Source organism: Micromonospora sp. URMC 105 (genome assembly GCF_051386295.1).
GTDB lineage: Bacteria > Actinomycetota > Actinomycetes > Mycobacteriales > Micromonosporaceae > Micromonospora.
This window is the reverse complement of record NZ_JBPQTL010000089.1, coordinates 1-23,288: the sequence shown is the minus strand read 5'-3', so window position 1 is coordinate 23,288 and position 23,288 is coordinate 1. Positions and strand designations below refer to the sequence as shown.

The window sequence follows — 23,288 nt, the reverse complement described above, 5'->3', positions numbered from 1 at the left end:
GTCAGGGGGTTGGGGTGGCGGCGGTGAGGAAGAGGTGCAGGGCGAGGTCGGCGAGGGAGGACGCGGTCTGGTCGATGGGGGCGCGGGGCAGGACGATGTGGCTGACCACCAGGCGGACCACGGTGTCGGCGGCGAAGGCCAGCGTCGCCGGGTCGGCGGCCGGCAGGTGTTCGCCCGCCCACTCCAGCAGGGCGCCGGAGGCCTCGGTGAGCACCAGTTCGGCGCGGGTGGTCAGGTACGGCAGCAGGGCGTCCGAGCCGCCCCGGGCGCTGGTCAGGATCGCCTTGATCAGCGGGTTGCCGGCCGCCTCGGTCAACGTGTGCCAGATCGCGGCGTACGCGCCGGCGCGCACGTCCGCCCCGTGCTCCCGCAGGGCCGCCCGCACGTCGGCGACGAACCGGTCCACCTCGCGTCGGGCGAGCGCCTCGGCCAGCCCCGCCTTGCTGCCGAACTCGTTGTAGACGGTCTGCCGGCTCACCCCGGCCGCGACGGCCACTCCGCCCATCCGTACCCCGTCCCAGCCGGACGCGACGGTCTGCGCGCGGGCGGCGTCGACGATGGTGTCGCGCAGCCGCTGCCGGGCGGAATCCCTCTGCTCACCCATGGTGGTCGAAGTCTAGGTCGCCCGGCCGGCCCGACGCCTGCCCCGGCCCGCCGCCCGCAGCGACCCGCCCCGGACGCGGCGCGCCGCCTCCCGGGCGCAGCGGCGACGCGGACGCCGCCTAGGATGTGCGGTCATGGCACGCGTGCTCACTCCCCGTGCGGAGGACTTCCCCCGCTGGTACCAGGACCTGATCGCCAAGGCGAAGCTGGCCGACAACGGCCCGGTCCGCGGCACCATGGTCATCCGTCCGGCCGGCTACGCCATCTGGGAGCGGATGCAGGCCGAGATGGACGCCCGGATCAAGGCGGCCGGCGCGGAGAACGCGTACTTCCCGCTCTTCATCCCGGAGAGCTACCTCAAGCGCGAGGCCGAGCACGTCGAGGGCTTCTCGCCGGAGCTCGCCGTGGTCACCCACGGTGGTGGCAAGCAGCTCGCCGAGCCGGTGGTGGTGCGCCCCACCAGCGAGACGGTGATCGGCGAGTTCATGGCCAAGTGGATCGACTCGTACCGGGACCTGCCGCTGCTGCTCAACCAGTGGGCGAACGTGGTCCGCTGGGAGCTGCGCCCCCGGATCTTCCTGCGGACCAGCGAGTTCCTCTGGCAGGAGGGGCACACCGCGCACGCCACCCGCGAGGACGCCCGCGCCTACGCGCGGCGGATCCTGCACGAGGCGTACGAGGACCTGATGGTCAACGTGCTGGGCATCCCGGTGGTGGTCGGCCTGAAGACCGCCCGGGAGCGCTTCGCCGGCGCGACCGCCACGTACACCTGCGAAGGCATGATGGGTGACGGCAAGGCGCTGCAGCTGGGCACCAGCCACGAGCTCGGGCAGAACTTCGCCAAGGCGTTCGACATCAGCTACTCCTCCGCCGAGGGTGGCCGGGAGCACGCCTGGACGACCTCCTGGGGCACGTCCACCCGGATGCTGGGCGGCCTGATCATGGCGCACGGCGACGACAACGGTCTGCGGGTGCCGCCGAAGCTGGCCCCGGTCCAGGCGTACGTGATGATCGTCAAGGACGGCGAGGGTGTCGCGGAGGCGGCGGCCAAGCTCCGCGACGCGCTGCGCGACGCCGGCGTCCGGGTCGCGCTCGACGACCGCACCGACACCGCGTTCGGCCGCCGGGCCGTCGACGCCGAACTGCGCGGCTATCCGGTACGCGTCGAGGTCGGCCCCCGTGACCTGGCCGCCGGCAACGCGGTGGTGGTCCGGCGTACGGACGGCTCGAAGGCCCCCACCCCGGTGGCGGACGTGGTCGGCGCGGTGCTGGCCGCCCTGGAGGCGGACCAGCGCACGCTGCACGACCAGGCCCTGGCGCACCGCGAGTCCCGCACGGTCGAGGTGTCGACGCTGGCCGAGGCGATCGAGGCGGCGGCCACCGGCTGGGCGAAGGTGCCGTGGTCGGCGGTCGGCGTGGCCGGTGAGGCCGAGGCGAACGGTCAGGGCGTCACCGTGCGCTGCCTGCTGCGCGCCGACGGCTCGGTGCCGGACTCGGAGGACGAGTCGGACCTGGTCGCCATCCTGGCCCGCGCCTACTGAGGTGCACCCGGGCGATCCTGCGGACCGGTTCGCGCCGGGCCGGCTGATCATGCATCGGAACGTGCGGCGCGGCCGGATCGGCTGGGTCCGGCCGGGCCGGGTGGTCAGCGACGACGAGCGCGGGCTGCTGGTCTGGATCGCCCGGGACTCCCCGGTGGCGCACGAGGTCACCGAGGCCGGCCTGGGGATGCGGGCGATGCCCTTCGCCGAGTGGATCTCCTCCTCGTACCGGCTGGCGCACGGCCGGTGGAACGGCCCGCCGCTGCTGAAGTTCCTACCCGCCGGGGCGGCCCACTCGGTCTGGTGGTTCCGCGACGCGCACGGCCGGTTCGCCAACTGGTACGTCAACCTGGAGGAGCCGGGCGTCCGCTGGGACGACGGCGTGGTCGCCGGGGTGGACGTGGTCGACCAGGACCTGGACGTGGTGGTCTACCCGGACCACCGCTGGCAGTGGAAGGACGAGGACGAGTTCGCCGAGCGGCTCGCCTTCGCCGACGACTACTGGGTGGCCGACGAGGCGGCGGTGCGGGCCGAGGGGGAGCGGGTGATCGCCCTGGCCGAGGCGGGCCAGTTCCCGTTCGACGGCACCTGGTGCGACTTCGCGCCCCCGCCGGACTGGGACGTACCGGACGAACTGCCGCCCGGCTGGGACCGGCCACCGGTCCGCTGACCGTGTCCGGCGTCACCACCGCGCCTCTCCGGGCGAGGTGTCCGGGTCCGGTGTGAGAGATCGGCGTCGGATCTGGCAGAATGGGTCGCTGGTATCCGGCGCGCGTCCGGCGCCCTCTAACCCGGGCGTGTCGCCAGTCCACCGAGCAGTCTCCGGCCCAACCCCACTGTGCCGGGTGGCGCTCACCCGTGCACCGCCCGTACCGGGTCGGTGAGATCGCAACAGGAGCGAAACAACTGTGGCCGTAAAGATCCGGCTCCTGCGGATGGGCAAGATCCGCAACCCGCAGTACCGCATCGTCATCGCCGACTCGCGTACCAAGCGTGACGGTCGCGCGATCGAGTTCGTCGGTGTGTACCAGCCGAAGGAAGACCCTTCGGTGATCGAGGTCAAGTCGGACCGGGTCCAGTACTGGCTCTCCGTCGGCGCGCAGCCGAGCGAGGCGGTGCAGCGTCTGCTGGAGCTGACCGGTGACTGGCAGAAGTTCAAGGGCCTGCCGGCCCCGCCGCCGCTGAAGGTCGCCGCCGACCGCGCCGACCGCAAGGCGGCGTACGAGGCCGAGGCGAAGGCCGCCGCCGGCCTGGCCCCGGAGACCCCGGCCAAGCCGGCCAAGAAGGCCGCCAAGGCCGAGGCTCCGGCCGCGACCGAGGCGCCGAAGACCGAGGCTCCGGCCGAGGCCCCGGCCGCTGCTGCCGACGCCGGTGAGCAGGCCTGACGTGGCACTGCGTCCCGCGCTGGAGCACCTGGTCAAGGGCATCGTGGACCACCCGGACGACGTGCGCGTCCGGATGGTCGACTCCCGTCGGGGCAAGCGGCTGGAAGTCCGCGTGCACCCCGAGGACCTCGGCACGGTGATCGGGCGGTCCGGCCGGACCGCCAAGGCACTGCGCCAGGTGATCGGCTCCATCGGTGGACGCGGGGTACGCGTCGACATCGTCGATTCGTACTGATGCTGCTCATCGTCGGCAGGATCGGCAAACCGCACGGCGTCCGCGGTGAGGTCACCGTGGAGGTGCGGACCGACGAGCCCGAAGCGCGTTTCGCCCCTGGTTCGGTGCTGCGCACCGAACCAGGGGCGACCCCGCCCGCCAACCCCGCGCCCGGCCCGGGCGTGCCGTTCCGGGTCCCCGCGGAGCTGACCATCGAGTCGGCCCGCTGGCACCAGGGCCGGATGCTGGTCGCCTTCGAGGGCATTCTCGACCGCGAGGTCGCCGAGGCGCTGCGCGGCACCCTGCTCGGCGTGGACAGCGCCGACGTCGTCCCGCCGGAGGACCCGGAGGAGTTCCACGACCACCAGCTCGTCGGCCTCGCCGTGGTCACCCCGAGCGGCGAGCGGCTGGGCGAGGTGGCCCGGATCGACCACGCCCCCGCCTCGGACCTGCTCGTCCTGCGCCGCCCCGAGGGGCGTACCGCGCTGATCCCCTTCGTCAAGGCGATCGTCCCCGAGGTCGACCTCGCCGGCGGTCGCGTCGTGGTCGACCCGCCGGCCGGTCTGCTCGACCTCTAGACCGGAAGTCACCCCCATGCGCGTCGACATCGTGTCGATCTTCCCGGAGTACTTCGCCCCGCTGGACCTGTCGCTGATCGGCCGCGCCCGGGAGAACGGGACGCTGCGGCTGGCCGTACACGATCTGCGGAGCTGGACCCACGACGTGCACCGCACGGTCGACGACACGCCCTACGGCGGCGGCCCGGGCATGGTCATGCGTCCGGAGCCGTGGGGCGAGGCGCTCGACGCCCTCGCCCCCGACGAGCTCAGCCCCGACGGGCACACCCTGCCCCGGCTGCTGGTGCCGTCGCCGGCCGGCGTCCCCTTCACCCAGGCCATGGCCCACGAGCTGGCCGCCGAGTCGCACCTGCTCTTCGCCTGCGGCCGGTACGAGGGCATCGACCAGCGGGTGCTGGACCACGCCGCGACCCGGCTGCGGGTCACCGAGGTCTCCCTCGGCGACTACGTGCTCTTCGGCGGCGAGGTGGCGGTGCTGGTGATCCTGGAGGCGGTCACCCGGCTGCTGCCCGGGGTGCTCGGCAACGCCGGCTCGCTCGACGAGGAGTCGCACGCGCACGGGCTGCTGGAGGCCCCGATGTACACCAAGCCGGCGACGTGGCGCGGGCACGAGGTGCCGGAGGTGCTCCGCTCCGGCGACCACGGGCGGATCGCCCGCTGGCGGCGCGACGAGGCGCTGGCCCGTACCGCCGCCCGACGGCCCGACATGATGGCCGCGCTGCCCCCGGACAGCCTGGACAAACGGGACGTCGCCGCGTTGGACCGGGCCGGATTTCAGCTGCCGCCGGGGGATGTGGCAAAGTAGGGGGGTTGCCGCATCCACCCGCGCCCGCGGGCGGTTGCGAGGATCCCCGACCGGGATCGGCCCGCCGATCACCACCCGGGAATCAGAATCACCCATCCGCGCACCGAGTGACGGTGCGCCGTGAGCCTCACGAGGACGCAGCGATGAACATCCTGGACGCCCTTGACGCCCAGTCGAAGCGGACCGACATCCCCGACTTCCGTGCCGGTGACACCGTCAAGGTGCACGCGCGGGTCGTCGAGGGCAACCGGTCCCGTGTCCAGATCTTCCAGGGCGTCGTCATCCGCCGCCAGGGTGACGGTCTGCGCGAGACCTTCTCGGTCCGCAAGGTCAGCTTCGGTGTCGGCGTGGAGCGGACCTACCCGCTCAACGGCCCGGGCATCGACCGGATCGAGGTCGTGACCCGCGGTGACGTGCGTCGCGCCAAGCTCTACTACCTGCGTGAGCTGCGCGGCAAGAAGGCCAAGATCAAGGAGAAGCGGGAGAAGCAGCCCAGCTGACTTCCCGCTCGCCACGCCGCCTGAGCTGCGCGGATGTCGTATCGACCAGATCGCATTACCCTGGTCGTACGGGCGCACCGGGGCGGCGCCGCCGCGGCACTGGTCACGGCGTGCGAATGTCCACTACCGCCCGTGGGGTCTCGACGAGGCCCCCGGGCGGTAGTGTCGTTTCCGCGGACCGGGGAGTGGCGTGGTGCAGGTGCTTGACTCAGAGGGCGCAGTCGATCCGTGGCGCCGGCGAACCCGGCGCGCCCGCCGGCAGATGCCGCTCTGGCAGGAACTCCCGCTGCTGCTGATCGTCGCCTTCTGCCTCGCCGTGCTGATCCGCACCTTCCTGCTCCAGGCCTTCTTCATCCCCTCCGGCTCGATGGAGGACACCCTCCTCATCGGCGACCGGGTGCTGGTCAACAAGGTCGTCTACGACGTCCGCGACCCGGTGCGCGGCGAGGTGGTGGTCTTCCGCGGCACGGACCGGTGGGTCGCGCAGGAGGTCCAGGGGCCCGAGCCCGGCTTCGCCGGCAAGGTCGGGCGTACCCTCGGCGACCTCGTCGGCGTCAGCCGTCCCGGCGAGAAGGACTTCATCAAGCGGGTCATCGGCGTGCCCGGCGACCGGGTGAAGTGCTGCGACGACCAGGGGCGCGTGCTGGTCAACGGCATCGCGCTCGACGAGCCGTACGTGATCCGCAACTCGCCGCTGGACGTGCCGCCCAACCCCCGCGAGTGCCGCTCCCGGCGCTTCGAGGAGGTCGTCGTCCCACCCGGGCAGATCTTCGTGATGGGTGACCACCGGCTGGTCTCCCAGGACGCCCGCTGCCAGGGCACGGTGCCGATCGACAACGTGGTCGGCCGGGCGTTCATGGTCGTCTGGCCGTCCCAGCGGTGGACGTCGTTGCCGGTGCCGGCGACCTTCGACCGGCTCTCCCGGCCGGCCGCCGCCCCGGCCGCCCCGGCCGCGCCGGTCGAACCGGCCCCGGTGGGCGGCGTCGCGCTCGTCCTCCCGATGGCGACCATGATGTCCGTTCTCGCGCGTTCCGGACGATCAGGCCGCGCTCGGGGACGTAGGCTCCACCCGTGATTGACGAGCAGACCGAGCAGCCCCGCAGTTCCTTCTGGAAGGAACTGCCGATTCTCCTGGGCGTGGCGATCCTGGTGGCGGTCCTGGTCCGGTACTTCGTGCTGCAGACCTTCTTCATCCCGTCCCCGTCCATGGAGAACACCCTTCAGATCGACGATCGGGTGCTGGTCAACAAGCTGGTCTACGACTTCCGCTCGCCGCACCGCGGCGAGGTGGTCGTGTTCAAGGCGCCGACCGAGTGGAGCGGCAACCCGGACGGCGAGGACTTCATCAAGCGGGTGATCGGCGTCGGTGGTGACCACGTGGTCTGCTGCGACGCCGACCGGCTGGTGATCAACGGCAAGCCGCTCGAGGAGCCGTACCTCTTCTCCGCCAACGGGGAACGGGACAAGCCGGCCGACCAGGAGTTCGACATCACCGTCCCGCCGGGGCGGCTCTGGGTGATGGGCGACCACCGCTCCGCCTCCGGTGACTCGCTGGAGCACTGGCAGCAGTCCGGTCGGAACATCGACAGCGCCACGATTCCCGAGGACCAGGTCGTCGGGCGGGCGTTCACCGTCTTCTGGCCGGTGGACCGGGCCACCTGGCTCACCGTCCCGGAGCAGTTCGACGCCATCCCCAACCCGTAGCGGCCACCCGGCCCGCCCCGGGCGTGGCCGATGGTCGGTGGCGTCTGGCAGGCTGGGGCGGTGACCGTCTACACCCCTCGCCGCGCGGCCCGGGTGCTGCTCGTCGACGCGGGCGGCCGGGTGCTGCTCTTCAGCGGCTGGGACCCGTCCCGCCCCGACCACCGGTACTGGTTCACCCCCGGCGGTGGGCTCGACCCGGGGGAGACGGCGGCCCAGGCCGCCGCCCGCGAGCTGGCCGAGGAGACCGGGCTGCGGCTGGACCCGGCCGCGCTGGGCGCGCCGGTCTGGGCCGAGACGGTCGAGTTTCCGTTCGACGGCGTCTGGTACCGGCAGGAGCAGGAGTTCTTCCTGGTCCGGGTGCCGGCCTGGGAGGTGGACACCACGGGCTTCACCGACGTGGAGCGGGGCAGCGTCTCCGGGCACCGCTGGTGGTCGGTCGACGAGTTGGCGGCCAGTGGCCACCGGTACTACCCGGAGGACCTGCCCGCCGTGCTGACCCGGGCCCTGACCGAGGGGAGTGCGCCGTGCTGACGCCCCCGCGCACGGTGGTGCGCCGCGAGGGCGGGCTCTACGCGCTGGAACGGGCCCTGCAACGGCGGGGCTTCCGGCACGTGGCGGGCGCCGACGAGGCCGGCCGGGGCGCCTGCGCCGGGCCGCTGGTCGCCGCCGCCGCCGTGCTGCCCGAGGGGCGGCGCGGGGAGATCGAGGGGCTGGCCGACTCCAAGCTGCTCACCCCGGCCAGCCGGGAGCGGGTGTACGAGGAGGTCGTCGCCCGGGCCCTGGCGTACGCGGTGGTGGTCATCCCGGCCGAGGAGGTCGACGCCCGGGGCCTGCACGTGTGCAACCTGGCCGCGATGCGCCGGGCGCTGGCGTCGCTCACCACCCGCCCGGAGTACGTGCTGACCGACGGCTTCGGCGTGGACGGGCTGGACGTGCCGGGGCTGGCGGTCTGGAAGGGCGACCGGGTGGCCGCCTGCGTGGCGGCGGCGAGCGTGCTGGCCAAGGTCACCCGGGACCGGATCATGGTGGAGCTGGACGGCCAGTACCCGGCCTACGGCTTCGCCGAGCACAAGGGGTACATCACGGCCGAGCACAGCGAGGCGCTGCGCGAGCACGGCCCCTGCGTGGAGCACCGGTTCTCGTACGTCAACGTGGCCACCGTGTCCGGCCGGGCCGGTCGCCCGCCCCGGTCCCGGCGGCCCGCCGGCGGGCCCGCGTCCGAGCCGATGGAGCGCTTCGACGCGTCAGGGGGTACCGTCGGCGTGGCGTTGGGCGAGCAGCCTCGGCCTCCGGCGCCGGTGGGGGAAGATGTGGTCATGGAAGGCGGAGTGCGATGAGCGCGGAAGATCTCGAGAAGTACGAGACCGAGATGGAGCTGCAGCTCTACCGGGAGTACCGCGACATTGTCCGCCAGTTCTCCTACGTGGTGGAGACGGAACGCCGCTTCTACCTCGCCAACCAGGTCGACCTGCACGTCCGCAACTCCGACGGCGAGGTCTACTTCGAGGTCGAGATGCACGACGCCTGGGTGTGGGACATGTACCGCCCTGCCCGGTTCGTGAAGAACGTCCGGGTGATGACCTTCAAGGACGTCAACGTCGAGGAGCTGGAGAAGCCCGACATCTCCCTCCCCGCCGACTCCGGCTTCGGCGGCTGATTCCCCGCCTTCCCCGCTGATCCCGGCGTCCCCCACCCGCCGGCCCCGTGACCCCCTTCCTCCAGCGCCTCCGACGTGGCGTGCGGATCGCCGCCGTGCCGGTCGCGGCGTCAGTCGGCGAGGACCACGACCTCGACCCGCTGCACCAGGTTGTTGGCGAACCCGCCCCGGTTCCACGGCTGCTCCAGCGGCTGGGTCCGCCCCGACGCGTCGGTGGCCCGGGCGCCCAGGGTGTACCGGCCCGGCCGGGGCGACCACTCGTACCGCCAGCGCCGCCAGGACCAGTCCCCGCCGCGCGGTGGGTCCATCATGGCCGGTGCCCAGGTCGCGCCGCCGTCGGTGGTCACCTCCACCGACGTGACCGGCGCGTGCCCGGACCAGGCCCGACCGTCCACCGTGCACGGTCCGGGGCGCAGCACCCGGGTGCGGGTCATGAAATCCGGGAAACCCGGCGGACGGACCAGGGCGCGCGGCTCGATCCGGGTCACCGGCTCGCCCGGGTCGTCCGCGTCCCGGCGCAGCCGGTAGGCCACCGCGTTCTGGTAGCCGTCGAACTGCTCGGTCAGCACGGTGATGCTCCGCAGCCACTTCACGTGTGCCATGCCGTACCAGCCGGGCACGATCAGCCGCAGCGGCGCGCCGTGCTGCGGCAGCAGGGGAGCGCCGTTCATCTCGTACGCCAGCAGCACCTCCTCGCGGAGCGCGTCGGCGACCGGCAGGGCACGCTGGTAGTCCTGCTCGACACCGCGCTCGACGCCGTGGTCGGCCCCGGTGAAGACGACGTCCACCGCCTCGGGGGCGATGCCCGCCTCGCGCAGCAGCGGCGCCAGCGGGGTGCCGGTCCACTCGGCGTTGCCGACGGCCTCCACCAGCCAGGGCTGACTCACCGGGCGTGGGTGCAGCAGCGCGCGGCCGTTGCCGGCGCACTCCAGCGTCACCCGGCGGGTCACCCGGGGGCGCGAGCGCAGCTCGTCCAGCCCGAGGATCAGCGGCAGGCGGACCGCACCGTCGACGGTCAGCGCGTGGGTGGCCGGGTCGACGTCCGGGATGTCGTAGTGGATCAGCAGGTAGTGCAGGCCCGCCGGGGTGACGTCGTAGCGCAACGCCTCCAGCGGGATGCCGTGGTTGCGGGCGGCCAGCTGCAGCTCCTCGGCGCTGATCGCCTCGTCCGGCCCGGCCACCCGGGAGGGCCGGCTCACATCGTCCACCCCGACCACGACGCCCTCCCCGACCTCGACCCTGCCCCCACCCTAGTCGCCTCCCCGCCCCCCCGCTCCCTCCCTCCTCGTGCCCGCACTTGCCGAGAAAGCGCGCCCATTCCCCGCGGAACAGGCCCGCTTTTCTCGGAAAGTGCGGCCGGGGCTGGGCGGAGGCGCGTAGCACGTTGAGGTGGGGTTCGGGGGGTTGTCCACAGGGCGGGTGGTTGTCCACAGCGGACGGGTTGTGCGGGTCGGTGGACGGCTGGTCCGGGCATGCTGCGAGGTATGTGGAGAGCGCTGCGGGCGGTGACGGCGTGGTGGGCGGTTCTGCTGGTTCTCGGGCCGCCCGGAGGCGCCGTCCCGGGTGCGGGTGCCGTCGCGGGTGCGGGAGCGGGGCCGGTGGAGCGGCTTCGGCTCGACGTGCCTGGCGTTGTGGCCGGCGGGCCGGTGACGGGTGCGGAGGACCAGGGCGCCGGGGTCCGCCCGGTGTCCGGGGAGGCGTTCGGGCGCCGGTGGCCGGCGGGCGACGCTTCGGCCCGTCGCGCTGGGCCGGTCGGCGGCAGGGCCTTCCGGTGGCCGCTGGACGGCACGCCACGCCCGGTGCGGCGCTTCGACCCGCCGCCACAACCGTGGTTGCCCGGGCACCGGGGGGTCGACCTCGCCGCCGCCCCGGGAGCCACCGTCCGCGCGGCCGGGGCCGGGACGGTGCTCTTCGCGGGGATGGTCGCCGGCCGGCCGGTGGTCACCGTGGGGCACTCGGCGGGCCTGCGGACCACCTACGAGCCGGTCCGGCCCGAGGTACGCCCCGGCGATCAGGTCCGGCCCGGCGGGCCGCTCGGCGTCCTGCTGGCCGGGCACCCCGGCTGCCCCGACCCGGCCTGCCTGCACTGGGGACTGCGGCGGGGGACCGACTATCTCGACCCGCTCGCCCTGCTCGGGCTCGGGCGGGTGCGGCTGCTGCCGGTGCGCGACCAGGCCGACCCGATCGACGGGCGGACGGCACCGGCCGCCTGCCGATGTGGCCGCCGAGGACCGGGGTCAGGGCCGGGCGAGCAGCGGCGGCAGCCGGACCGCCAGCCGTTCGTACTCCTGGGCGGAGTTGTAGACCTGCGCGCCGAGCCGTAGCCAGCCCCGATCGTCCCAGGCCATCACCGCCACCTCGGCGGCGAGCCGCTCGGCGATCCGGTCCCGCAGCTCCCGGGCGGTGTCGAGGGTGGTGGCGACGCCCGGCGGCAGCGGCACGATCCGCATGGCGACCGCCGGTCCGCCCGGGTCCGGCAGGTCGGCCGGCGCCACCCCGAGGGCGTCCCCGACCACCCGTTGCCCGTACGCGGCCAGCGCCGCGTTGTGCGCCCGCACCCGGTCCAGGCCTAGGCTGCGCAGCGCGTACAGGCCCGCCGGGGCGCTCAGCCAACCCGTGTAGTCCTGCGTCGCCTGCCACTCGACGTTGCCGGGGAAGCCGGCGCCCTGCTCCCAGGAGACCACCAGCGGCTCGATCCGTTCCCGCCACTGCGGAGCGACCACCAGCACCGCGGTGCCCCTCGGGGCGAACGCCCACTTGTGCAGGTTGCCCACCCAGAAGTCCGCGCCGACCGCACCGACGTCGACCGGCAGCATGCCCGGTACGTGCGCCGCGTCCACCAGCACCGGTACGCCCCGCTCCCGCGCCACCTGCACCACGGCCGCGACCGGGAAGAGCCGGGCGGTGGGGGAGGTGAGCTGGTCGATCACGAGCAGCCGGGTCCGGCCGGGCCGCAGACCGGCGCGGACGATCTCGACGACCTCCTCGTCGGTGGCGCTCAGCGGCACCCGCAGCGCGCGGGTCCCCGCCCCGGTGCGGCGGCACTCCCGCTCGATGCTGAAGCCCACCGCGCCGTACCCGTGGTCGGTGGTGAGCACCTCGTCGCCGGCCCGCAGGCCGAGGGAGTGCAGGACCACCGCGACCCCGGTGGTGGCGTTGCCGACCAGCGCCGTGCCCTCCGGATCGGCACCCAGGAAGGTGGCCAGGTGCCGCCGGGTGTGGCCGATCCGCTCGGCCAGCCCCTGGGTGAAGAAGCGCAGCGGGTTGGACTCCATCTCGTCGCGCAGCCGCTGCTGTGCCCGCTGCACGCTGACCGGCACCGCGCCGAACGCGCCGTGGTTGAGGTAGCTGACCGCCGGGTCCAGCGAGAAGAGCAGTCGGGCCCCGGGGATCGGCTCGGGCGGCCGGGCGACGGTCACGTCGTGATCATATCCGTCGACGGATCAACCGTCGTCGGTTCGCTCACCTCGGGCGACGGCCCGCGTCATCGGCGGCGTGCCCGGGCGTGGCGTCGAGGTCACGCGCGCGGGTGCGCCTGCCGGTACGCGGCCCGCAGCCGCTCCACCGAGACGTGGGTGTAGATCTGGGTGCTGCCGAGCGAGGAGTGACCCAGCAGTTCCTGCACGGCGCGCAGGTCCGCGCCGCCCTCCAGCAGGTGGGTCGCCGCCGAGTGCCGCAGCCCGTGCGGGCTGACCCGGGGCAGTCCGAGCGACTCGGCGTACCCGGCGACGATCCGGCGCGCCGTCGTCGGGTTCAGCCGCCCGCCCCGCGTGCCGAGCAGCAGCGCGTCCCCGGAGCCCGGCACCGCCACCGCCGGCCGCCCCGAGCGCAGCCAGTCGTCGATCGCCCGCTGCGCCGGCACCCCGTACGGCACGGAGCGTTCGCGGCCGCCCTTGCCGAGGACGCGGACCACCCGACGTCCGTGGTCGATGTCGGCGACGTCCAAGCCGCACGCCTCGCTGACCCGAACCCCGGTGCCGTAGAGCAGTTCCAGCAGCACCCGGTCACGCAGCCGCACCGGATCGGGGTCTCCGGGAGGCACGGTCGGGGGGACCGCGTCTCCCGGGGTGTCGTCGGTGGACCCGGTGGGATCGGCCGGCCGGACGGGGGCCGGGGACTGGCCGGCGGCCTCGACCAGTGCGGCGGCCTGGTCGGCCCGGAGCACGGTGGGCAGGTCGCGGTGCGCCCGGGGGCTGGACAGCGGAGCGGCCACGTCGGTGGAAAGCACGCCCGTGCGGTGCGCCCAGGCGCTGAAGGTCCGTGCCGCCGCCGCCCGCCGGGCCAGCGACGTGCGGGCGGCGCCGACGGTGCGCTGCCGGGCCAGCCAGCTGCGCAGCACCGTCAGGTCCAGCTCGGACGGCTCGGAGCAGCCCATCCGGACCGCGTGGTCGAGCAGCGACACCAGGTCGCCGACGTACGCCCGGACGGTGTGCGCGGAGCGGTTGCGCACCCGGGCCAGGTGGTCGGCGAAGTCGTCCACCGCTTCCCGCATGGCCGGGGGCAGCGCCTCGTGGGTGGCCCGGGTGGTTCGTGCGCCGCCCGTCATCGCCCCGCCCGCCTCGTGGTGGGGCGGACCGGCGCGGGCTGAGCCGCCGGGGCGGACCGAGTCTCCGGATGGGCGGCCAGATCTGGCACCGCATGACGATCGCCTGGCACGGGCTCAGCGTAGGCGCGTGCCGGGCGGTCGGCACCCCGTCACCGCCGAGCGGCGCGGCCTGGACGGGTGGAACCCCCGTCGCGCGACGGCACGCCTTCGTCGCTGTCCGGCCAGCGTGGACGAATGAGGCCGTCGCCGCCGACGTGGTCACCGCCGGCCAACCAGCGTGCAGGACCCGGGCAGCGGTGACGCAGCAGCCGCTCGGGCGGACCGCCGACGTGCGTGGCACAGATCTTTCACCGCCGGGCGGACCGGTTCGGACGGACCGGACTGATGTGGCGTGGCGGCGCGCCGTCGGTGCTGGCCGGTGCTGGCGTGGACGGGGAGACTGGAGGCAGGGCGGCGCGTGCGCCGTCACCCGGTTGCCTCGGCGGGGACGCCGACGGGAGGAGGGGACCGCTCATGGGCCTGGACGTCGTCCTCTACCGCCTGGTCCCGGGCGGCCCGGGCCGGCGGCCGTCCCCGGTCGCCGCGCAGCTGGTGCCCGACCCCGACGATCTGTTGCTCGACCTGTTGAAGCGGGGTCGGGGTGGCGGACGCACGCCGACGCTGGACCGGGTCGACCCGCTCGGTGAGCTGGTGGTCGGGGCGGAACGGGCCCCGCAGCTCCTGGCCGAACTGGACTGCCTGGTCGAGGTGGCCCGCACCCCGGCCGAGACCGCACAGGTGCAGCGGGTCGCGCTGCTGGTCCGCCGGTGCGTACGCGAGCGCGACCTGGAGATCCGTTTCGAGGGGGACTGACCCGGTCACCGCGCGGTGCCCCGGGCCGGGCCGGCGGGGGCGCGGGTCGACGCGGCGGGGCGGGCCAGGGCGTACCCGCCGTCCCGGCGGAGCACCATCGACAGCTCCTCCAGCAGGGAGAGCTTCCGCATCGCCGTACGCACGTCGACGCCGGCCCGCGCGGCGAGCGCGTCGAGCCCGAGCACCCCGCGCCGGGGCAGCGACTCCAGCACCAGGGTCGCCTCGTCGTCGAGCAGGTCGGCGGGGCGTTCCGGCCCGCGGGCGGGCGGGGCCAGGTCGGCGCCGATCCGGCCGACCTCCTCCAGCACGTGCGGCACCCCGGTCACCAGCCGGGCGCTCGGCTGCTCCCGCAGCACCTCGTGCGCCCCCACCGACATCGCCGAGGTGACCGGACCCGGCACCACCATCGCCCGCCGGCCCATCGCGATCGCCCGGTTCACCGTCTGCGTCGCGCCGCTGCGGGCCGCCGCCTCCACCAGCACCGTCCCCCGGGTGGCGGCGGCGATCACCCGGTTGCGGATCAGGAACCTCGGCCGCAGTGGGTCCGCACCGGGCATCCACTCGCTGACCAGCAGCCCCGTCTCGGCGATCCGGTCGAACAGCGCGGCGTTGCCCATCGGGTAGGGCCGGTCCACCCCGCAGGCGAGCACCGCCACCGTCAGCCCGCCCGCGGTCAACGCGCCCCGGTGCGCCGCGGCGTCGATGCCGAACGCCCCGCCGGAGACCACTGTCCAGTCCCGTTCGGCCAGTCCGTACCCGATCTCGGTGGCGACGTGCAGGCCGTACCCGGTGGCCGCCCGCGCGCCGACCACCGCGACGGAGCGGTCCAGCGCCTCGCCGAGCGGCCAGCCGCCGCGTACCCAGAAGCAGAGCGGCGGGGCGGTCTCCAGGTCGACCCGCCGGCTCGTGCCGGGGAGCACCAGCCGGTGCAGGTCGTCGAGGCGGCCGGGCCACTCCTCGTCCTCCGGGGTGAGGATGCGGGCACCGACCCGCTCGGTGCGGGCCAGCGCGTCGGCGGCGACGGCGCGGGCGTCGCCTGCGGCCGTGCGCGCCGCCACGGCCGTGCGCAGGCTCGCCTCCGGCGCGCCCCCGTCGAGCAGCAGGTCCAGTGCCGCCACCGGGCCGAGCTGCTGGACCAGCCGGTGCACCGACCAGGTGCCCGGCTCGGCGAGCCAGGTCAGCGCCACCCGGGCCAGCAGGCGCTCCTCGCTGGTGCTCATGCTCCCTCTCCCGTCCTCAGTTGGATGGCCTCCAGCACGTCCTCGCGCTGCGGCCGGGTCCGGCCGTCCAGGTCGGCGATGGTCCAGGCCAGGCGGATGATCCGGTCGAATCCGCGGGCGGAGACGGCGCCGGAGTCCAGCCGGCCGCGCAGCTCGGCGGTGTCCCGGGCGGGCAGCCGCCAGGGCGGCTGCCGCAGGTGGGGGCCGGGGATCTCGGCGTTGAGCCGGCGGCCGACCGGAGCCCAGCGGACGGCCGCCGCCTGCCGCGCCGTGGCGACCCGGGCCGCCACGGTTGCCGACGACTCGCTGGCGGTCGCCGCCTCCATCAGCTCCGCCGCCCGTACCGGCAGCAGCTTGACCTGCACGTCGATCCGGTCCAGCAACGGCCCGGAGAGCCGGCCCAGGTAGCGCCGCCGGGCCAGCGGACTGCACTCGCAGTACGCGTCGCCGGCCGGCTTCGCGCACGGGCACGGGTTGGCGGCCAGCACCAGTTGGCTGCGGGCCGGGTATTCGGTGCCGCCCCCGCTGCGGGCCAGCTGGATCCGGCCGTGCTCCAGCGGTTGCCGCAACGCCTCCAGCGCGCCCTTGCTGAACTCGGGCGCCTCGTCGAGGAAGAGCACGCCCCGATGGGCCAGTGAGACGGCTCCCGGGCGGGCCAGCCCGGACCCGCCCCCGACCAGGGAGGGCACGGTCGCCGTGTGGTGCGGCGCCTGGAACGGCGGACGGCGCAGCAGCCGGCCGCCCGGCGGGAGCAACCCGGCGATCGAGTGCAGCGCGGTGACCTCCAGCGCGGCGGCGTCGTCCAGCTCCGGCAGGATCGAGGGGAGCCGCTCGGCGAGCATGGTCTTGCCCGCGCCGGGCGGCCCCAGCAGCGCGAGGTGGTGCCCGCCGGCGGCGGCCACCTCCAGCGCTCGCCGGCCCAGCGCCTGCCCGGCGACCTCGGACAGATCCGGGCCGTCGACGGCGGGTGGCGGCGGCGTGGCGGGCGGCTCGATCAACGGGTCGCCGTCGCGGACGAAGCAGACCAGCCGGTGCAGCGTGTCGACCGCCCGGACCCGGACCCCGGGGATGACCGCCGCCTCGGCGGCGTTCTCCACCGGCACGATCACCCGGTCCCGCCCGGCGCGTGCCGCCGCCGCCACCATCGGCAGCACCCCGCGTACCGGCCGGACCGTACCGTCCAGGCCCAGCTCGCCGAGGATCACCACGCCGTCCAGCGGCACCAGGGGCAGCTCTCCCGACCCGCCCAGCACCGCCGCCGCGATGGCCAGGTCGAAGGCGGAGCCGTACTTGGGCATGGTGGCGGGCAGCAGGTTGAGCGTGATGCGCCGGTTGGGCCAGCGCTGGCCCGAGTTGACGATGGCGGCCCGCACCCGGTCGCGCGCCTCGTGCAGGGCGCTGTCGGGCAGCCCGGAGATGACCACCGCCGGCAATCCGGGGGCCAGGTCGGCCTCCACCTCGACCAGGTGGCCGGTGACCCCGACCAGCCCCACGCTGAAGACCTTGGCGTAGCTCACGCGACCACCTCGGGCGGCCGGGACGGCGTACCCATCAGAACGCCCCCTTGAGGTGTTCGACGCGGGCCGCGCCGGCGGTGGGCAGCCGGACCGCCAGGACGTCGAAGCGCACCTCGTCGGCGGTGACCCCGGTCTCGGCCAGCCACCGGGCGGCGAGCCCGCGCAACCGGCGGGCCTTGGCCGGCACCACCGCCTCGGCCGGGGTGCCGTACTCCTCGGTGCGCCGGGTCTTCACCTCGCAGAAGGCGAGCACCGGGCCGTCCCAGGCGATGATGTCGATCTCCCCGTCGGGGCAGCGCCAGTTGCGGGCGACCGGGCGCAGTCCGGCCCCGATCAGGTGCCGGACGGCGCACCGCTCGCCGTACGCGCCGACCGCCTGGTTCCGCTTCGTCATGCCCGTCAGGGTGGGCGTGCCGCCGATCGCGGCGGGGCCCCCGGAGGCGTGCCTGTGGACGACGAGCCGGCCTGTGGACGAGCGGACGATCATGGGTGCCGCGTGCTAGGGGAGCGGCGTTCGCGGCGGGCTGCGCGACGGGTCGCGCCTGGTGGCGGAGCCGGGGAGCCCGGGGCCGGGTGGCGGGACCTGCCGCGCGCCGTCCGGGGGAGGACGGAATGGCGTCCAGGGGGTCGGTCGCATACGGTGCCGGACGTGGACGCACGACGGAGCTATCCCGAAGATCAGGAGTCACGCTGGTACCCCGCCGGGCAGGAGCGCGGCTACGGCGAGCCGGACTGGCGGAGCGCGGGCGAGTCCCGCCTCCGGGACGACGAGTTCCCCGTCCCGGAGCAGCGCGGCGCGGACGATCCCCGGTTCACCGACGCGGGCGGCTCGGGACGGTACGGCCAGGCCGGGCGGTACGGCGGTGCCGACCCGCTCGGCGACTCCGAGGGATATCGGCCGACCCGCTCCCGCCGGGCGGATGACCCGGACGTCTCCGGCGAGCTGCCGAGCGACCGCCCCGGCCGGCGGGCGGCGCGGGAGAGCGCCGACCGGCTCTCGACCACGGGTGCGGGGCCGTTGACGGGTCTCGACCGGCTCTCCACCACGGGTGCGGGGCCGCTGACGGGTCTCGACCGGCTCTCCACCACCGGCGCGGGGCCGTTGACGGGCAGCGGCGCCGACCGGCTCTCCACCACCGGTGCCGGCGCGTCGGGCGGCGCCGACCGGCCGAGCGTCGGTGGTGCCGGGCCGGAGGCGGGAGACCGGCCGGATCCGGTGCGCTCCGCTCCGCTGGGCGGGTACCCGATCGTCGAGCCGAGCCGCCCCGCGGAACCGGCCCACCCGCTGGAGATGCCGACCGGTCCGATGACCCCGATCGCGCCTCGCCTGGACGGCCCGCTGGGTCCCGAGGCGGCGTACCGTCCGGGTGGCGTGCCCTCCGACGGCGTCTACCGGACCCGCCGCCCGGCGCTGGCGGTGCTGCTGATCGCGCTGGTGCTGATCTTCGAGCTTCCCGCGGTGCGGGTGCTGCTGCACGGCCTGACCGGCGACCCCGTCTCCGCGTCCCACGTCGTCGTCGGCACCTTCCTGGTCACCGGGCTGCCGATCTTCGCCGCCGGCCTGTACGGGCTGCGCACCGGCGGCCTGGCGATGGCCGACGGGGCGCGCGGCTGGCTGCGCCCGCCGACCGCCTACCTGACCGTCGGCCTGGTGCTCTTTCTCGCCGCCGCACTCGCCGTCGGCTGACCCGGCGCGCTCACCGGCCGCCGGGCGGATCGGCCGGCGCGACCGGCGGCACCCGGCGGCCGACCCGGGCGCTCCGGCTCATCCGGGCGCGCTGACCGTCGGCCCCCGGCATCCTGGCGCCCTGGCCGTCGGCCCCCGGCCGGGCGCCGTCCGGCGCCGGTACACCCCACCCCGGGTGGGCCGAGACCCGGATGCGGCTTGTGTCCGAATTCGCGGGCCGGGGGCATCGAACAGCGGTGGTACGGGGCCGGCCACCGGCTGTCACGGACCGGTTCTCGTACCCGGCAGTTCGGCGGCGGGACGGGCGCGTACACTGGTCGACTGGCGACCGCCTCGCGCGGTCGACCTCGCGCGCCCTCTCCACGGTTCGTCGTGGGGCGCCGGCCTCCCTGGTCCCGATCTTGGTCGGGCCCTTCATGGCCGACGACCGGGCGCCAGGCGTCCGGCCGCCGGCCGGACGGGACAACCAGGGAAAATAGGAGTACCCACCATGGCCGTCGTGACCATGCGTCAGCTGCTGGAGAGCGGTGTCCACTTCGGGCACCAGACCCGGCGCTGGAACCCGAAGATGAAGCGCTTCATCTTCACCGAGCGCAACGGTATCTACATCATCGACCTGCGCCAGACCCTCGACTACATCGAGAAGGCCTACGAGTTCGTGCGCGGGACCGTCGCCGAGGGTGGCAGCATCCTCTTCGTCGGCACCAAGAAGCAGGCCCAGGAGGCCATCGCCGAGCAGGCGACCCGGGTCGGTCAGCCGTACGTCAACCACCGCTGGCTCGGTGGCATGCTGACCAACTTCCAGACGGTGTACAAGCGCCTGCAGCGGATGAAGGAGCTGGAGGCCCTGGGTGACCTGAGCGGCACCGCCGCCGGTTACACCAAGAAGGAGACCCTGCAGCTCTTCCGCGAGAAGACCAAGCTCACCAAGACCCTCGGTGGTCTGCGGGACATGCAGAAGCTCCCGGCCGCGATCTGGGTGGTCGACACCAAGAAGGAGCACATCGCCGTCGACGAGGCCCGCAAGCTGGGCATCCCGGTGATCGCGGTGCTCGACACCAACTGCGACCCGGACGAGGTCGACTTCCCGATCCCGGGCAACGACGACGCGATCCGTTCGGCCGAGCTGCTGACCAAGGTCGTCGCGGCCGCCGTCGCCGACGGTCTGATCGCCCGCTCCGGCCGTCGTCGGGGCACCGACGAGAAGCCCGAGCCGGGCCAGGTCGGCGCGGACGAGCCGCTGGCCGAGTGGGAGCGCGAGCTGCTCGAGGAGCCGAAGAAGGCCGACGAGCAGCCGGCGCAGCAGGCTGAGCAGCCGGCCCAGCAGCCGGCCGCCGTCGCCGCGGAGTGACCGCACCGCCGCTTCCCCACCGGCCGGTCTTCCGGACGGTGGGGAGCGGCGGGTACGCCGGGCACATTCGGCCCGGATCCGGGTAACCGGCACCCAGACCATCCCACCCGCAGTTCCGACATCGAAGAGAGAGTCATGTCCAACTTCACCGCCGCGGACGTCAAGAAGCTCCGCGACCTCACCGGCGCCGGCATGATGGACTGCAAGAAGGCGCTGACCGAGGCCGAGGGCGACTTCGACAAGGCCGTCGAGATCCTGCGCGTCAAGGGCGCCAAGGACGTCGGCAAGCGGGCCGGGCGCACCGCCGCCAACGGCCTGATCGCCCACTCCGGCAAGGCCCTGCTGGAGCTCAACTGCGAGACCGACTTCGTCGCCAAGACCGAGGCGTTCGTCGCCCTGGCCCAGCAGCTGGTCGAGCACGGCGAGCGCAGCGGCGTCAGCAACGCCGAGGAGCTGCTCGCCTCGGAGCTGGACGGCAAGTCCGTCGCCGACCTGGTCCAGGAGCAGTCCGCCAAGATCGGCGAGAAGCTGGTGCTCAACCGCTTCGCCAAGCTCGACGGCAACGTCGCGGTCTACCTGCACCGCAAGAGCCAGGACCTGCCGCCGGCCGTCGGCGTGCTGGTGGAGTACGCCGGCAAGACCGACGAGGCCGGTGACGCCGACGCGCGCGGCGCCGCCATGCAGATCGCCGCCATGCGGCCGAAGTACCTCACCCGGGACGAGGTTCCGGCCGAGGTCGTCGAGTCCGAGCGGCGCATCGCCGAGCAGACCGCCCGCGAGGAGAACAAGCCCGAGGCGGCGCTGCCGAAGATCGTCGAGGGTCGGGTCAACGCCTTCTTCAAGGACTACGTCCTCATGGAGCAGGCGTCGGTCGCCGACAACAAGAAGACCGTGAAGCAGATGCTGGCCGAGGCCGGCATCGAGGTGACCCGCTTCCTGCGGTTCGAGGTCGGCCAGGCCTGAGCCGCCGGATCGGGCGTGTGACGCGCCCGTGGGCAGGGAACGTCGACGAGGAGGCCGCCGGTGTACGTGACAGGCACCGCGGCCTCCTCGTCACATAGGGTCAGCAGCGGCAGTAGCGCGGTACGCGGCGTGCAGGACGTGCGCGCGGGGAGGGGCGGGGCGGATGACGCAGGTTGTGAGTGACCGGAGCCTGGGGGCGGACGACCCGACGGCGCCGCCGCCCGGGCGGGCTCGTCGGGTGGTGCTGAAGCTCTCCGGCGAGGTCTTCGGCGGCGGGGCGATCGGCGTCGACCCGGACGTCGTACAGGCCATCGCGCGGCAGATCGCCACCGTGGTCCGCCGCGGCGTGCAGGTCTCCGTGGTGGTCGGCGGCGGCAACTTCTTCCGCGGCGCCGAGCTGCAGAAGCGCGGCATGGACCGGGCCCGGGCCGACTACATGGGCATGCTCGGCACCGTGATGAACTGCCTCGCCCTCCAGGACTTCCTGGAGAAGGAGGGCATCGAGACCCGCGTGCAGAGCGCGATCACGATGGCCCAGGTCGCCGAGCCGTACATCCCGCTGCGCGCCATCCGGCACCTGGAGAAGGGCCGCGTGGTGATCTTCGGCGCGGGTGCCGGCATGCCGTACTTCTCCACCGACACCGTCGCCGCCCAGCGCGCGCTGGAGATCCGCGCCGACGTGGTGCTGATGAGCAAGAACGGCGTCGACGGCGTCTACACCGCCGACCCCCGGATCGACCCCTCCGCCAGCAAGTTCGACTCGATCACCTTCTCCGAGGTGCTGCGCCGCAACCTGCGGGTGGCCGACGCCGCCGCGTTCAGCCTCTGCATGGAGAACGGCCTGCCGATGCTGGTCTTCGGCGCACAGGGCGACGACACGATCATTCGCGCCGTCGGCGGCGACAAGATCGGTACCCTGATCACCGCCTGAACGTCCCCGGCCGACCGCTGCGGCGGTCCTCCGACAGACAGCAGCAGAGCCCACCACGAGTAACAGAAGGAGGCGAGGAGACCGGTGATCGACGACACCCTCCTCGAGGCCGAGGAGAAGATGGAGCGTGCCATCGAGCACGCCAAGGAAGAGTTCGGCGCCATCCGCACCGGCCGCGCGAACGCCGCCATGTTCTCCAAGGTCGTCATCGACTACTACGGCACCCCCACCCCGCTGCCCCAGATGGCCTCCATCGGGGTTCCCGAGCCGCGCATGGTGATCATCAAGCCGTACGACAATTCGCAGATCAACGCCATGGAGAAGGCGATCCGCGACTCCGACCTCGGCGTGAACCCGAACAACGAGGGCAACCAGCTGCGCATCCTGCTCCCGCAGATGACCGAGGAGCGCCGCCGCGAGATGATCAAGGTGGCCCGGCACAAGGGTGAGGAGGCCAAGGTGGCCATCCGCAACATCCGCCGGAAGGGCAAGGAGGAGCTGGACCGCCTCGTCAAGGACGGCGAGGTCGGCGAGGACGACGGCCGCCGTGCCGAGAAGGAACTCGACGACCTCACCCAGCGGTACGTCGCCAGCGTCGACGAGCTGGTCAAGCACAAGGAAACCGAGCTGCTCGAGGTGTAGTCGTCCGGACGGGACACCCGTCCGGCACCACGCGAGGCCCGTCCCGGGACCCGGGAGCGGGCCTCGCGGCGTCTCGACCACCGGCACCCGAAGGCATGGGCGGCGAGTGTCCAAAAGCCCCGGTCGGCCCGGGACGGTCGTGGCGGGTGCCCGGGCCTCCGCCCTCGCGGTTCGGGTCGGTCGCCGCGGCGGGACGACGAGCCGGGCAGCCGGCGGACCGGCCCGGAGGGGCGGGGGAGGCCGGTGGTGGCCTCGTCCGCCGCCCCCGGCTCCCGGGTGCAGTAGGCTCGGCACGATTCCCGGCCACCGCGCGGTGAACGGCGGGAATCGGCCGGCCGTCGGGCCGGTCAATCGGACGGAACAGTCACGCGTGTAGGGGATGGCCTTGGTCTTGCGTCATGTGGTGGAACTCGTCCCGCTCCCGCTCGGTGCGTGATGTCCCACCCCGACCCCTACGGCGGCCCCGAGCCTCGCGGCTGGGACCGGCCGGAACGCCCGCCGGCGCTGCCCTGGCCCGAGCGTGACGTCGAGCCCGCCGGCCCGTGGAGCCGGCAGTCCGGCGCCGACCTGTACGCCGGTCCGCAGGCCCTGT

At 74.1% G+C, this 23,288-nt stretch carries 25 protein-coding genes and 1 pseudogene; 19 read left to right on the top strand and 7 right to left on the bottom strand.

Features of this window, described 5'->3' with window-relative positions:
• Nucleotide 1 precedes the first annotated feature (1 nt).
• A complete protein-coding gene (locus tag ACSNN7_RS23175; RefSeq protein WP_436683043.1) occupies nt 2-604 on the bottom strand; it encodes a TetR family transcriptional regulator in 603 nt (200 codons plus the stop codon).
• Between the two features lie 133 nt (nt 605-737).
• Here ACSNN7_RS23175 and proS point away from each other — a divergent pair, with 133 nt between their 5' ends.
• From proS to ACSNN7_RS23115, 12 genes are all read left to right on the top strand, one after another.
• A complete protein-coding gene (gene proS, locus ACSNN7_RS23170; protein ID WP_436683042.1) occupies nt 738-2,144 on the top strand; it encodes a proline--tRNA ligase in 1,407 nt (468 codons plus the stop codon).
• 49 nt (nt 2,145-2,193) lie between these two features.
• Nucleotides 2,194-2,814 carry a DUF402 domain-containing protein gene (locus ACSNN7_RS23165; protein ID WP_436683041.1) on the top strand — a complete coding sequence of 207 codons (621 nt, stop codon included), beginning with the start codon at nt 2,194-2,196 and terminating at the stop codon, nt 2,812-2,814.
• Nucleotides 2,815-3,052: 238 nt separating this feature from the next.
• The gene (gene rpsP, locus ACSNN7_RS23160; RefSeq protein ID WP_436683040.1) at nt 3,053-3,529 is read left to right on the top strand and encodes a 30S ribosomal protein S16; all 477 of its coding nucleotides are present in this window, start codon (nt 3,053-3,055) and stop codon (nt 3,527-3,529) included.
• Complete coding sequence (locus ACSNN7_RS23155) at nt 3,504-3,764, top strand: RNA-binding protein (protein ID WP_088970263.1); 261 nt, start codon at nt 3,504-3,506, stop codon at nt 3,762-3,764. Before rpsP ends, ACSNN7_RS23155 begins: the two co-directional genes overlap by 26 nt.
• Nucleotides 3,765-3,766: 2 nt before the next feature.
• The gene (gene rimM, locus ACSNN7_RS23150) at nt 3,767-4,321 is read left to right on the top strand and encodes a ribosome maturation factor RimM (protein ID WP_436683044.1); all 555 of its coding nucleotides are present in this window, start codon (nt 3,767-3,769) and stop codon (nt 4,319-4,321) included.
• 16 nt (nt 4,322-4,337) lie between these two features.
• The gene (gene trmD / locus ACSNN7_RS23145) at nt 4,338-5,126 is read left to right on the top strand and encodes a tRNA (guanosine(37)-N1)-methyltransferase TrmD (RefSeq protein ID WP_436683039.1); all 789 of its coding nucleotides are present in this window, start codon (nt 4,338-4,340) and stop codon (nt 5,124-5,126) included.
• Between the two features lie 143 nt (nt 5,127-5,269).
• Nucleotides 5,270-5,626 (top strand): 50S ribosomal protein L19, encoded by a 357-nt coding sequence (gene rplS, locus ACSNN7_RS23140; protein ID WP_421474953.1) that lies wholly within the window; start codon nt 5,270-5,272, stop codon nt 5,624-5,626.
• 190 nt (nt 5,627-5,816) lie between these two features.
• Nucleotides 5,817-6,701: a signal peptidase I gene (gene lepB / locus ACSNN7_RS23135; RefSeq protein WP_436683038.1), complete on the top strand. Its 885-nt coding sequence runs from the start codon at nt 5,817-5,819 to the stop codon at nt 6,699-6,701.
• Entirely contained in the window at nt 6,698-7,330 is a 633-nt protein-coding gene (gene lepB, locus ACSNN7_RS23130) for a signal peptidase I (RefSeq protein ID WP_436683037.1), read from the top strand. Before lepB (ACSNN7_RS23135) ends, lepB (ACSNN7_RS23130) begins: the two co-directional genes overlap by 4 nt.
• 60 nt (nt 7,331-7,390) lie before the next feature.
• The gene (locus ACSNN7_RS23125) at nt 7,391-7,861 is read left to right on the top strand and encodes an NUDIX hydrolase (RefSeq protein ID WP_436683036.1); all 471 of its coding nucleotides are present in this window, start codon (nt 7,391-7,393) and stop codon (nt 7,859-7,861) included.
• Entirely contained in the window at nt 7,855-8,667 is an 813-nt protein-coding gene (locus tag ACSNN7_RS23120; protein WP_436683035.1) for a ribonuclease HII, read from the top strand. Before ACSNN7_RS23125 ends, ACSNN7_RS23120 begins: the two co-directional genes overlap by 7 nt.
• Nucleotides 8,664-8,987: a DUF2469 domain-containing protein gene (locus ACSNN7_RS23115; protein WP_007075222.1), complete on the top strand. Its 324-nt coding sequence runs from the start codon at nt 8,664-8,666 to the stop codon at nt 8,985-8,987. Before ACSNN7_RS23120 ends, ACSNN7_RS23115 begins: the two co-directional genes overlap by 4 nt.
• Before the next feature lie 110 nt (nt 8,988-9,097).
• Here ACSNN7_RS23115 and ACSNN7_RS23110 read toward each other — a convergent pair whose 3' ends face one another.
• Nucleotides 9,098-10,186 (bottom strand): sulfite oxidase, encoded by a 1,089-nt coding sequence (locus tag ACSNN7_RS23110; RefSeq protein ID WP_436683033.1) that lies wholly within the window; start codon nt 10,184-10,186, stop codon nt 9,098-9,100.
• Nucleotides 10,187-10,471: 285 nt separating this feature from the next.
• Here ACSNN7_RS23110 and ACSNN7_RS23105 point away from each other — a divergent pair.
• A pseudogene (locus ACSNN7_RS23105) lies at nt 10,472-11,152 on the top strand (murein hydrolase activator EnvC family protein); the annotation flags it as partial.
• Between the two features lie 72 nt (nt 11,153-11,224).
• On the opposite strand, the gene ACSNN7_RS23100 reads toward ACSNN7_RS23105, so the two are convergent.
• Both ACSNN7_RS23100 and ACSNN7_RS23095 read right to left on the bottom strand, forming a co-directional pair.
• Nucleotides 11,225-12,406 carry an aminotransferase class V-fold PLP-dependent enzyme gene (locus ACSNN7_RS23100; RefSeq protein WP_436683032.1) on the bottom strand — a complete coding sequence of 394 codons (1,182 nt, stop codon included), beginning with the start codon at nt 12,404-12,406 and terminating at the stop codon, nt 11,225-11,227.
• Nucleotides 12,407-12,504: 98 nt separating this feature from the next.
• Nucleotides 12,505-13,533: a tyrosine recombinase XerC gene (locus ACSNN7_RS23095; protein ID WP_436683031.1), complete on the bottom strand. Its 1,029-nt coding sequence runs from the start codon at nt 13,531-13,533 to the stop codon at nt 12,505-12,507.
• Nucleotides 13,534-14,046: 513 nt separating this feature from the next.
• Here ACSNN7_RS23095 and ACSNN7_RS23090 point away from each other — a divergent pair.
• Entirely contained in the window at nt 14,047-14,385 is a 339-nt protein-coding gene (locus ACSNN7_RS23090) for a hypothetical protein (RefSeq protein WP_436683030.1), read from the top strand.
• A gap of 5 nt (nt 14,386-14,390) precedes the next feature.
• Here ACSNN7_RS23090 and ACSNN7_RS23085 read toward each other — a convergent pair whose 3' ends face one another.
• From ACSNN7_RS23085 to ACSNN7_RS23075, 3 genes are read right to left on the bottom strand one after another with little or no spacing between them, the layout of a single operon-like run.
• Nucleotides 14,391-15,605, bottom strand: a complete 1,215-nt coding sequence (locus ACSNN7_RS23085) for a DNA-processing protein DprA (RefSeq protein WP_436683029.1) — start codon at nt 15,603-15,605, stop codon at nt 14,391-14,393.
• Nucleotides 15,602-17,122, bottom strand: coding sequence for a YifB family Mg chelatase-like AAA ATPase (locus ACSNN7_RS23080; RefSeq protein ID WP_436683028.1), 1,521 nt, complete (start codon nt 17,120-17,122; stop codon nt 15,602-15,604). The genes ACSNN7_RS23085 and ACSNN7_RS23080 overlap by 4 nt, the downstream gene beginning before the upstream one ends.
• A 34-nt stretch (nt 17,123-17,156) precedes the next feature.
• Complete coding sequence (locus ACSNN7_RS23075; protein WP_436683027.1) at nt 17,157-17,516, bottom strand: YraN family protein; 360 nt, start codon at nt 17,514-17,516, stop codon at nt 17,157-17,159.
• 255 nt (nt 17,517-17,771) lie between these two features.
• Here ACSNN7_RS23075 and ACSNN7_RS23070 point away from each other — a divergent pair, with 255 nt between their 5' ends.
• The 5 genes from ACSNN7_RS23070 (at nt 17,772) to frr (ending at nt 22,696) form a co-directional block, all read left to right on the top strand.
• The gene (locus ACSNN7_RS23070) at nt 17,772-18,809 is read left to right on the top strand and encodes a hypothetical protein (protein ID WP_436683026.1); all 1,038 of its coding nucleotides are present in this window, start codon (nt 17,772-17,774) and stop codon (nt 18,807-18,809) included.
• 490 nt (nt 18,810-19,299) lie between these two features.
• Nucleotides 19,300-20,160, top strand: a complete 861-nt coding sequence (rpsB, locus tag ACSNN7_RS23065) for a 30S ribosomal protein S2 (RefSeq protein ID WP_436683025.1) — start codon at nt 19,300-19,302, stop codon at nt 20,158-20,160.
• 135 nt (nt 20,161-20,295) lie between these two features.
• Nucleotides 20,296-21,123 (top strand): translation elongation factor Ts, encoded by an 828-nt coding sequence (gene tsf, locus ACSNN7_RS23060; RefSeq protein ID WP_436683024.1) that lies wholly within the window; start codon nt 20,296-20,298, stop codon nt 21,121-21,123.
• Between the two features lie 163 nt (nt 21,124-21,286).
• A complete protein-coding gene (pyrH, locus tag ACSNN7_RS23055; RefSeq protein WP_088963482.1) occupies nt 21,287-22,054 on the top strand; it encodes a UMP kinase in 768 nt (255 codons plus the stop codon).
• Between the two features lie 84 nt (nt 22,055-22,138).
• On the top strand, nt 22,139-22,696 hold the full coding sequence (frr, locus tag ACSNN7_RS23050; protein WP_334450748.1) for a ribosome recycling factor: 558 nt from the start codon (nt 22,139-22,141) through the stop codon (nt 22,694-22,696).
• Nucleotides 22,697-23,288 lie beyond the last annotated feature (592 nt).

Coding starts and splice junctions, on each gene's coding strand:
- trmD (WP_436683039.1), top strand. CDS start 4,338: ATGCGCGTCGACATCGTGTCGATCTTCCCGGAGTACTTCGCCCCGCTG.
- ACSNN7_RS23075 (WP_436683027.1), bottom strand. CDS start 17,516: ATGACGAAGCGGAACCAGGCGGTCGGCGCGTACGGCGAGCGGTGCGCC.
- ACSNN7_RS23085 (WP_436683029.1), bottom strand. CDS start 15,605: ATGAGCACCAGCGAGGAGCGCCTGCTGGCCCGGGTGGCGCTGACCTGG.
- rpsB (WP_436683025.1), top strand. CDS start 19,300: ATGGCCGTCGTGACCATGCGTCAGCTGCTGGAGAGCGGTGTCCACTTC.
- tsf (WP_436683024.1), top strand. CDS start 20,296: ATGTCCAACTTCACCGCCGCGGACGTCAAGAAGCTCCGCGACCTCACC.
- ACSNN7_RS23095 (WP_436683031.1), bottom strand. CDS start 13,533: ATGACGGGCGGCGCACGAACCACCCGGGCCACCCACGAGGCGCTGCCC.
- pyrH (WP_088963482.1), top strand. CDS start 21,287: ATGACGCAGGTTGTGAGTGACCGGAGCCTGGGGGCGGACGACCCGACG.
- ACSNN7_RS23090 (WP_436683030.1), top strand. CDS start 14,047: ATGGGCCTGGACGTCGTCCTCTACCGCCTGGTCCCGGGCGGCCCGGGC.
- rplS (WP_421474953.1), top strand. CDS start 5,270: ATGAACATCCTGGACGCCCTTGACGCCCAGTCGAAGCGGACCGACATC.
- proS (WP_436683042.1), top strand. CDS start 738: ATGGCACGCGTGCTCACTCCCCGTGCGGAGGACTTCCCCCGCTGGTAC.
- ACSNN7_RS23165 (WP_436683041.1), top strand. CDS start 2,194: ATGCATCGGAACGTGCGGCGCGGCCGGATCGGCTGGGTCCGGCCGGGC.
- ACSNN7_RS23175 (WP_436683043.1), bottom strand. CDS start 604: ATGGGTGAGCAGAGGGATTCCGCCCGGCAGCGGCTGCGCGACACCATC.
- ACSNN7_RS23115 (WP_007075222.1), top strand. CDS start 8,664: ATGAGCGCGGAAGATCTCGAGAAGTACGAGACCGAGATGGAGCTGCAG.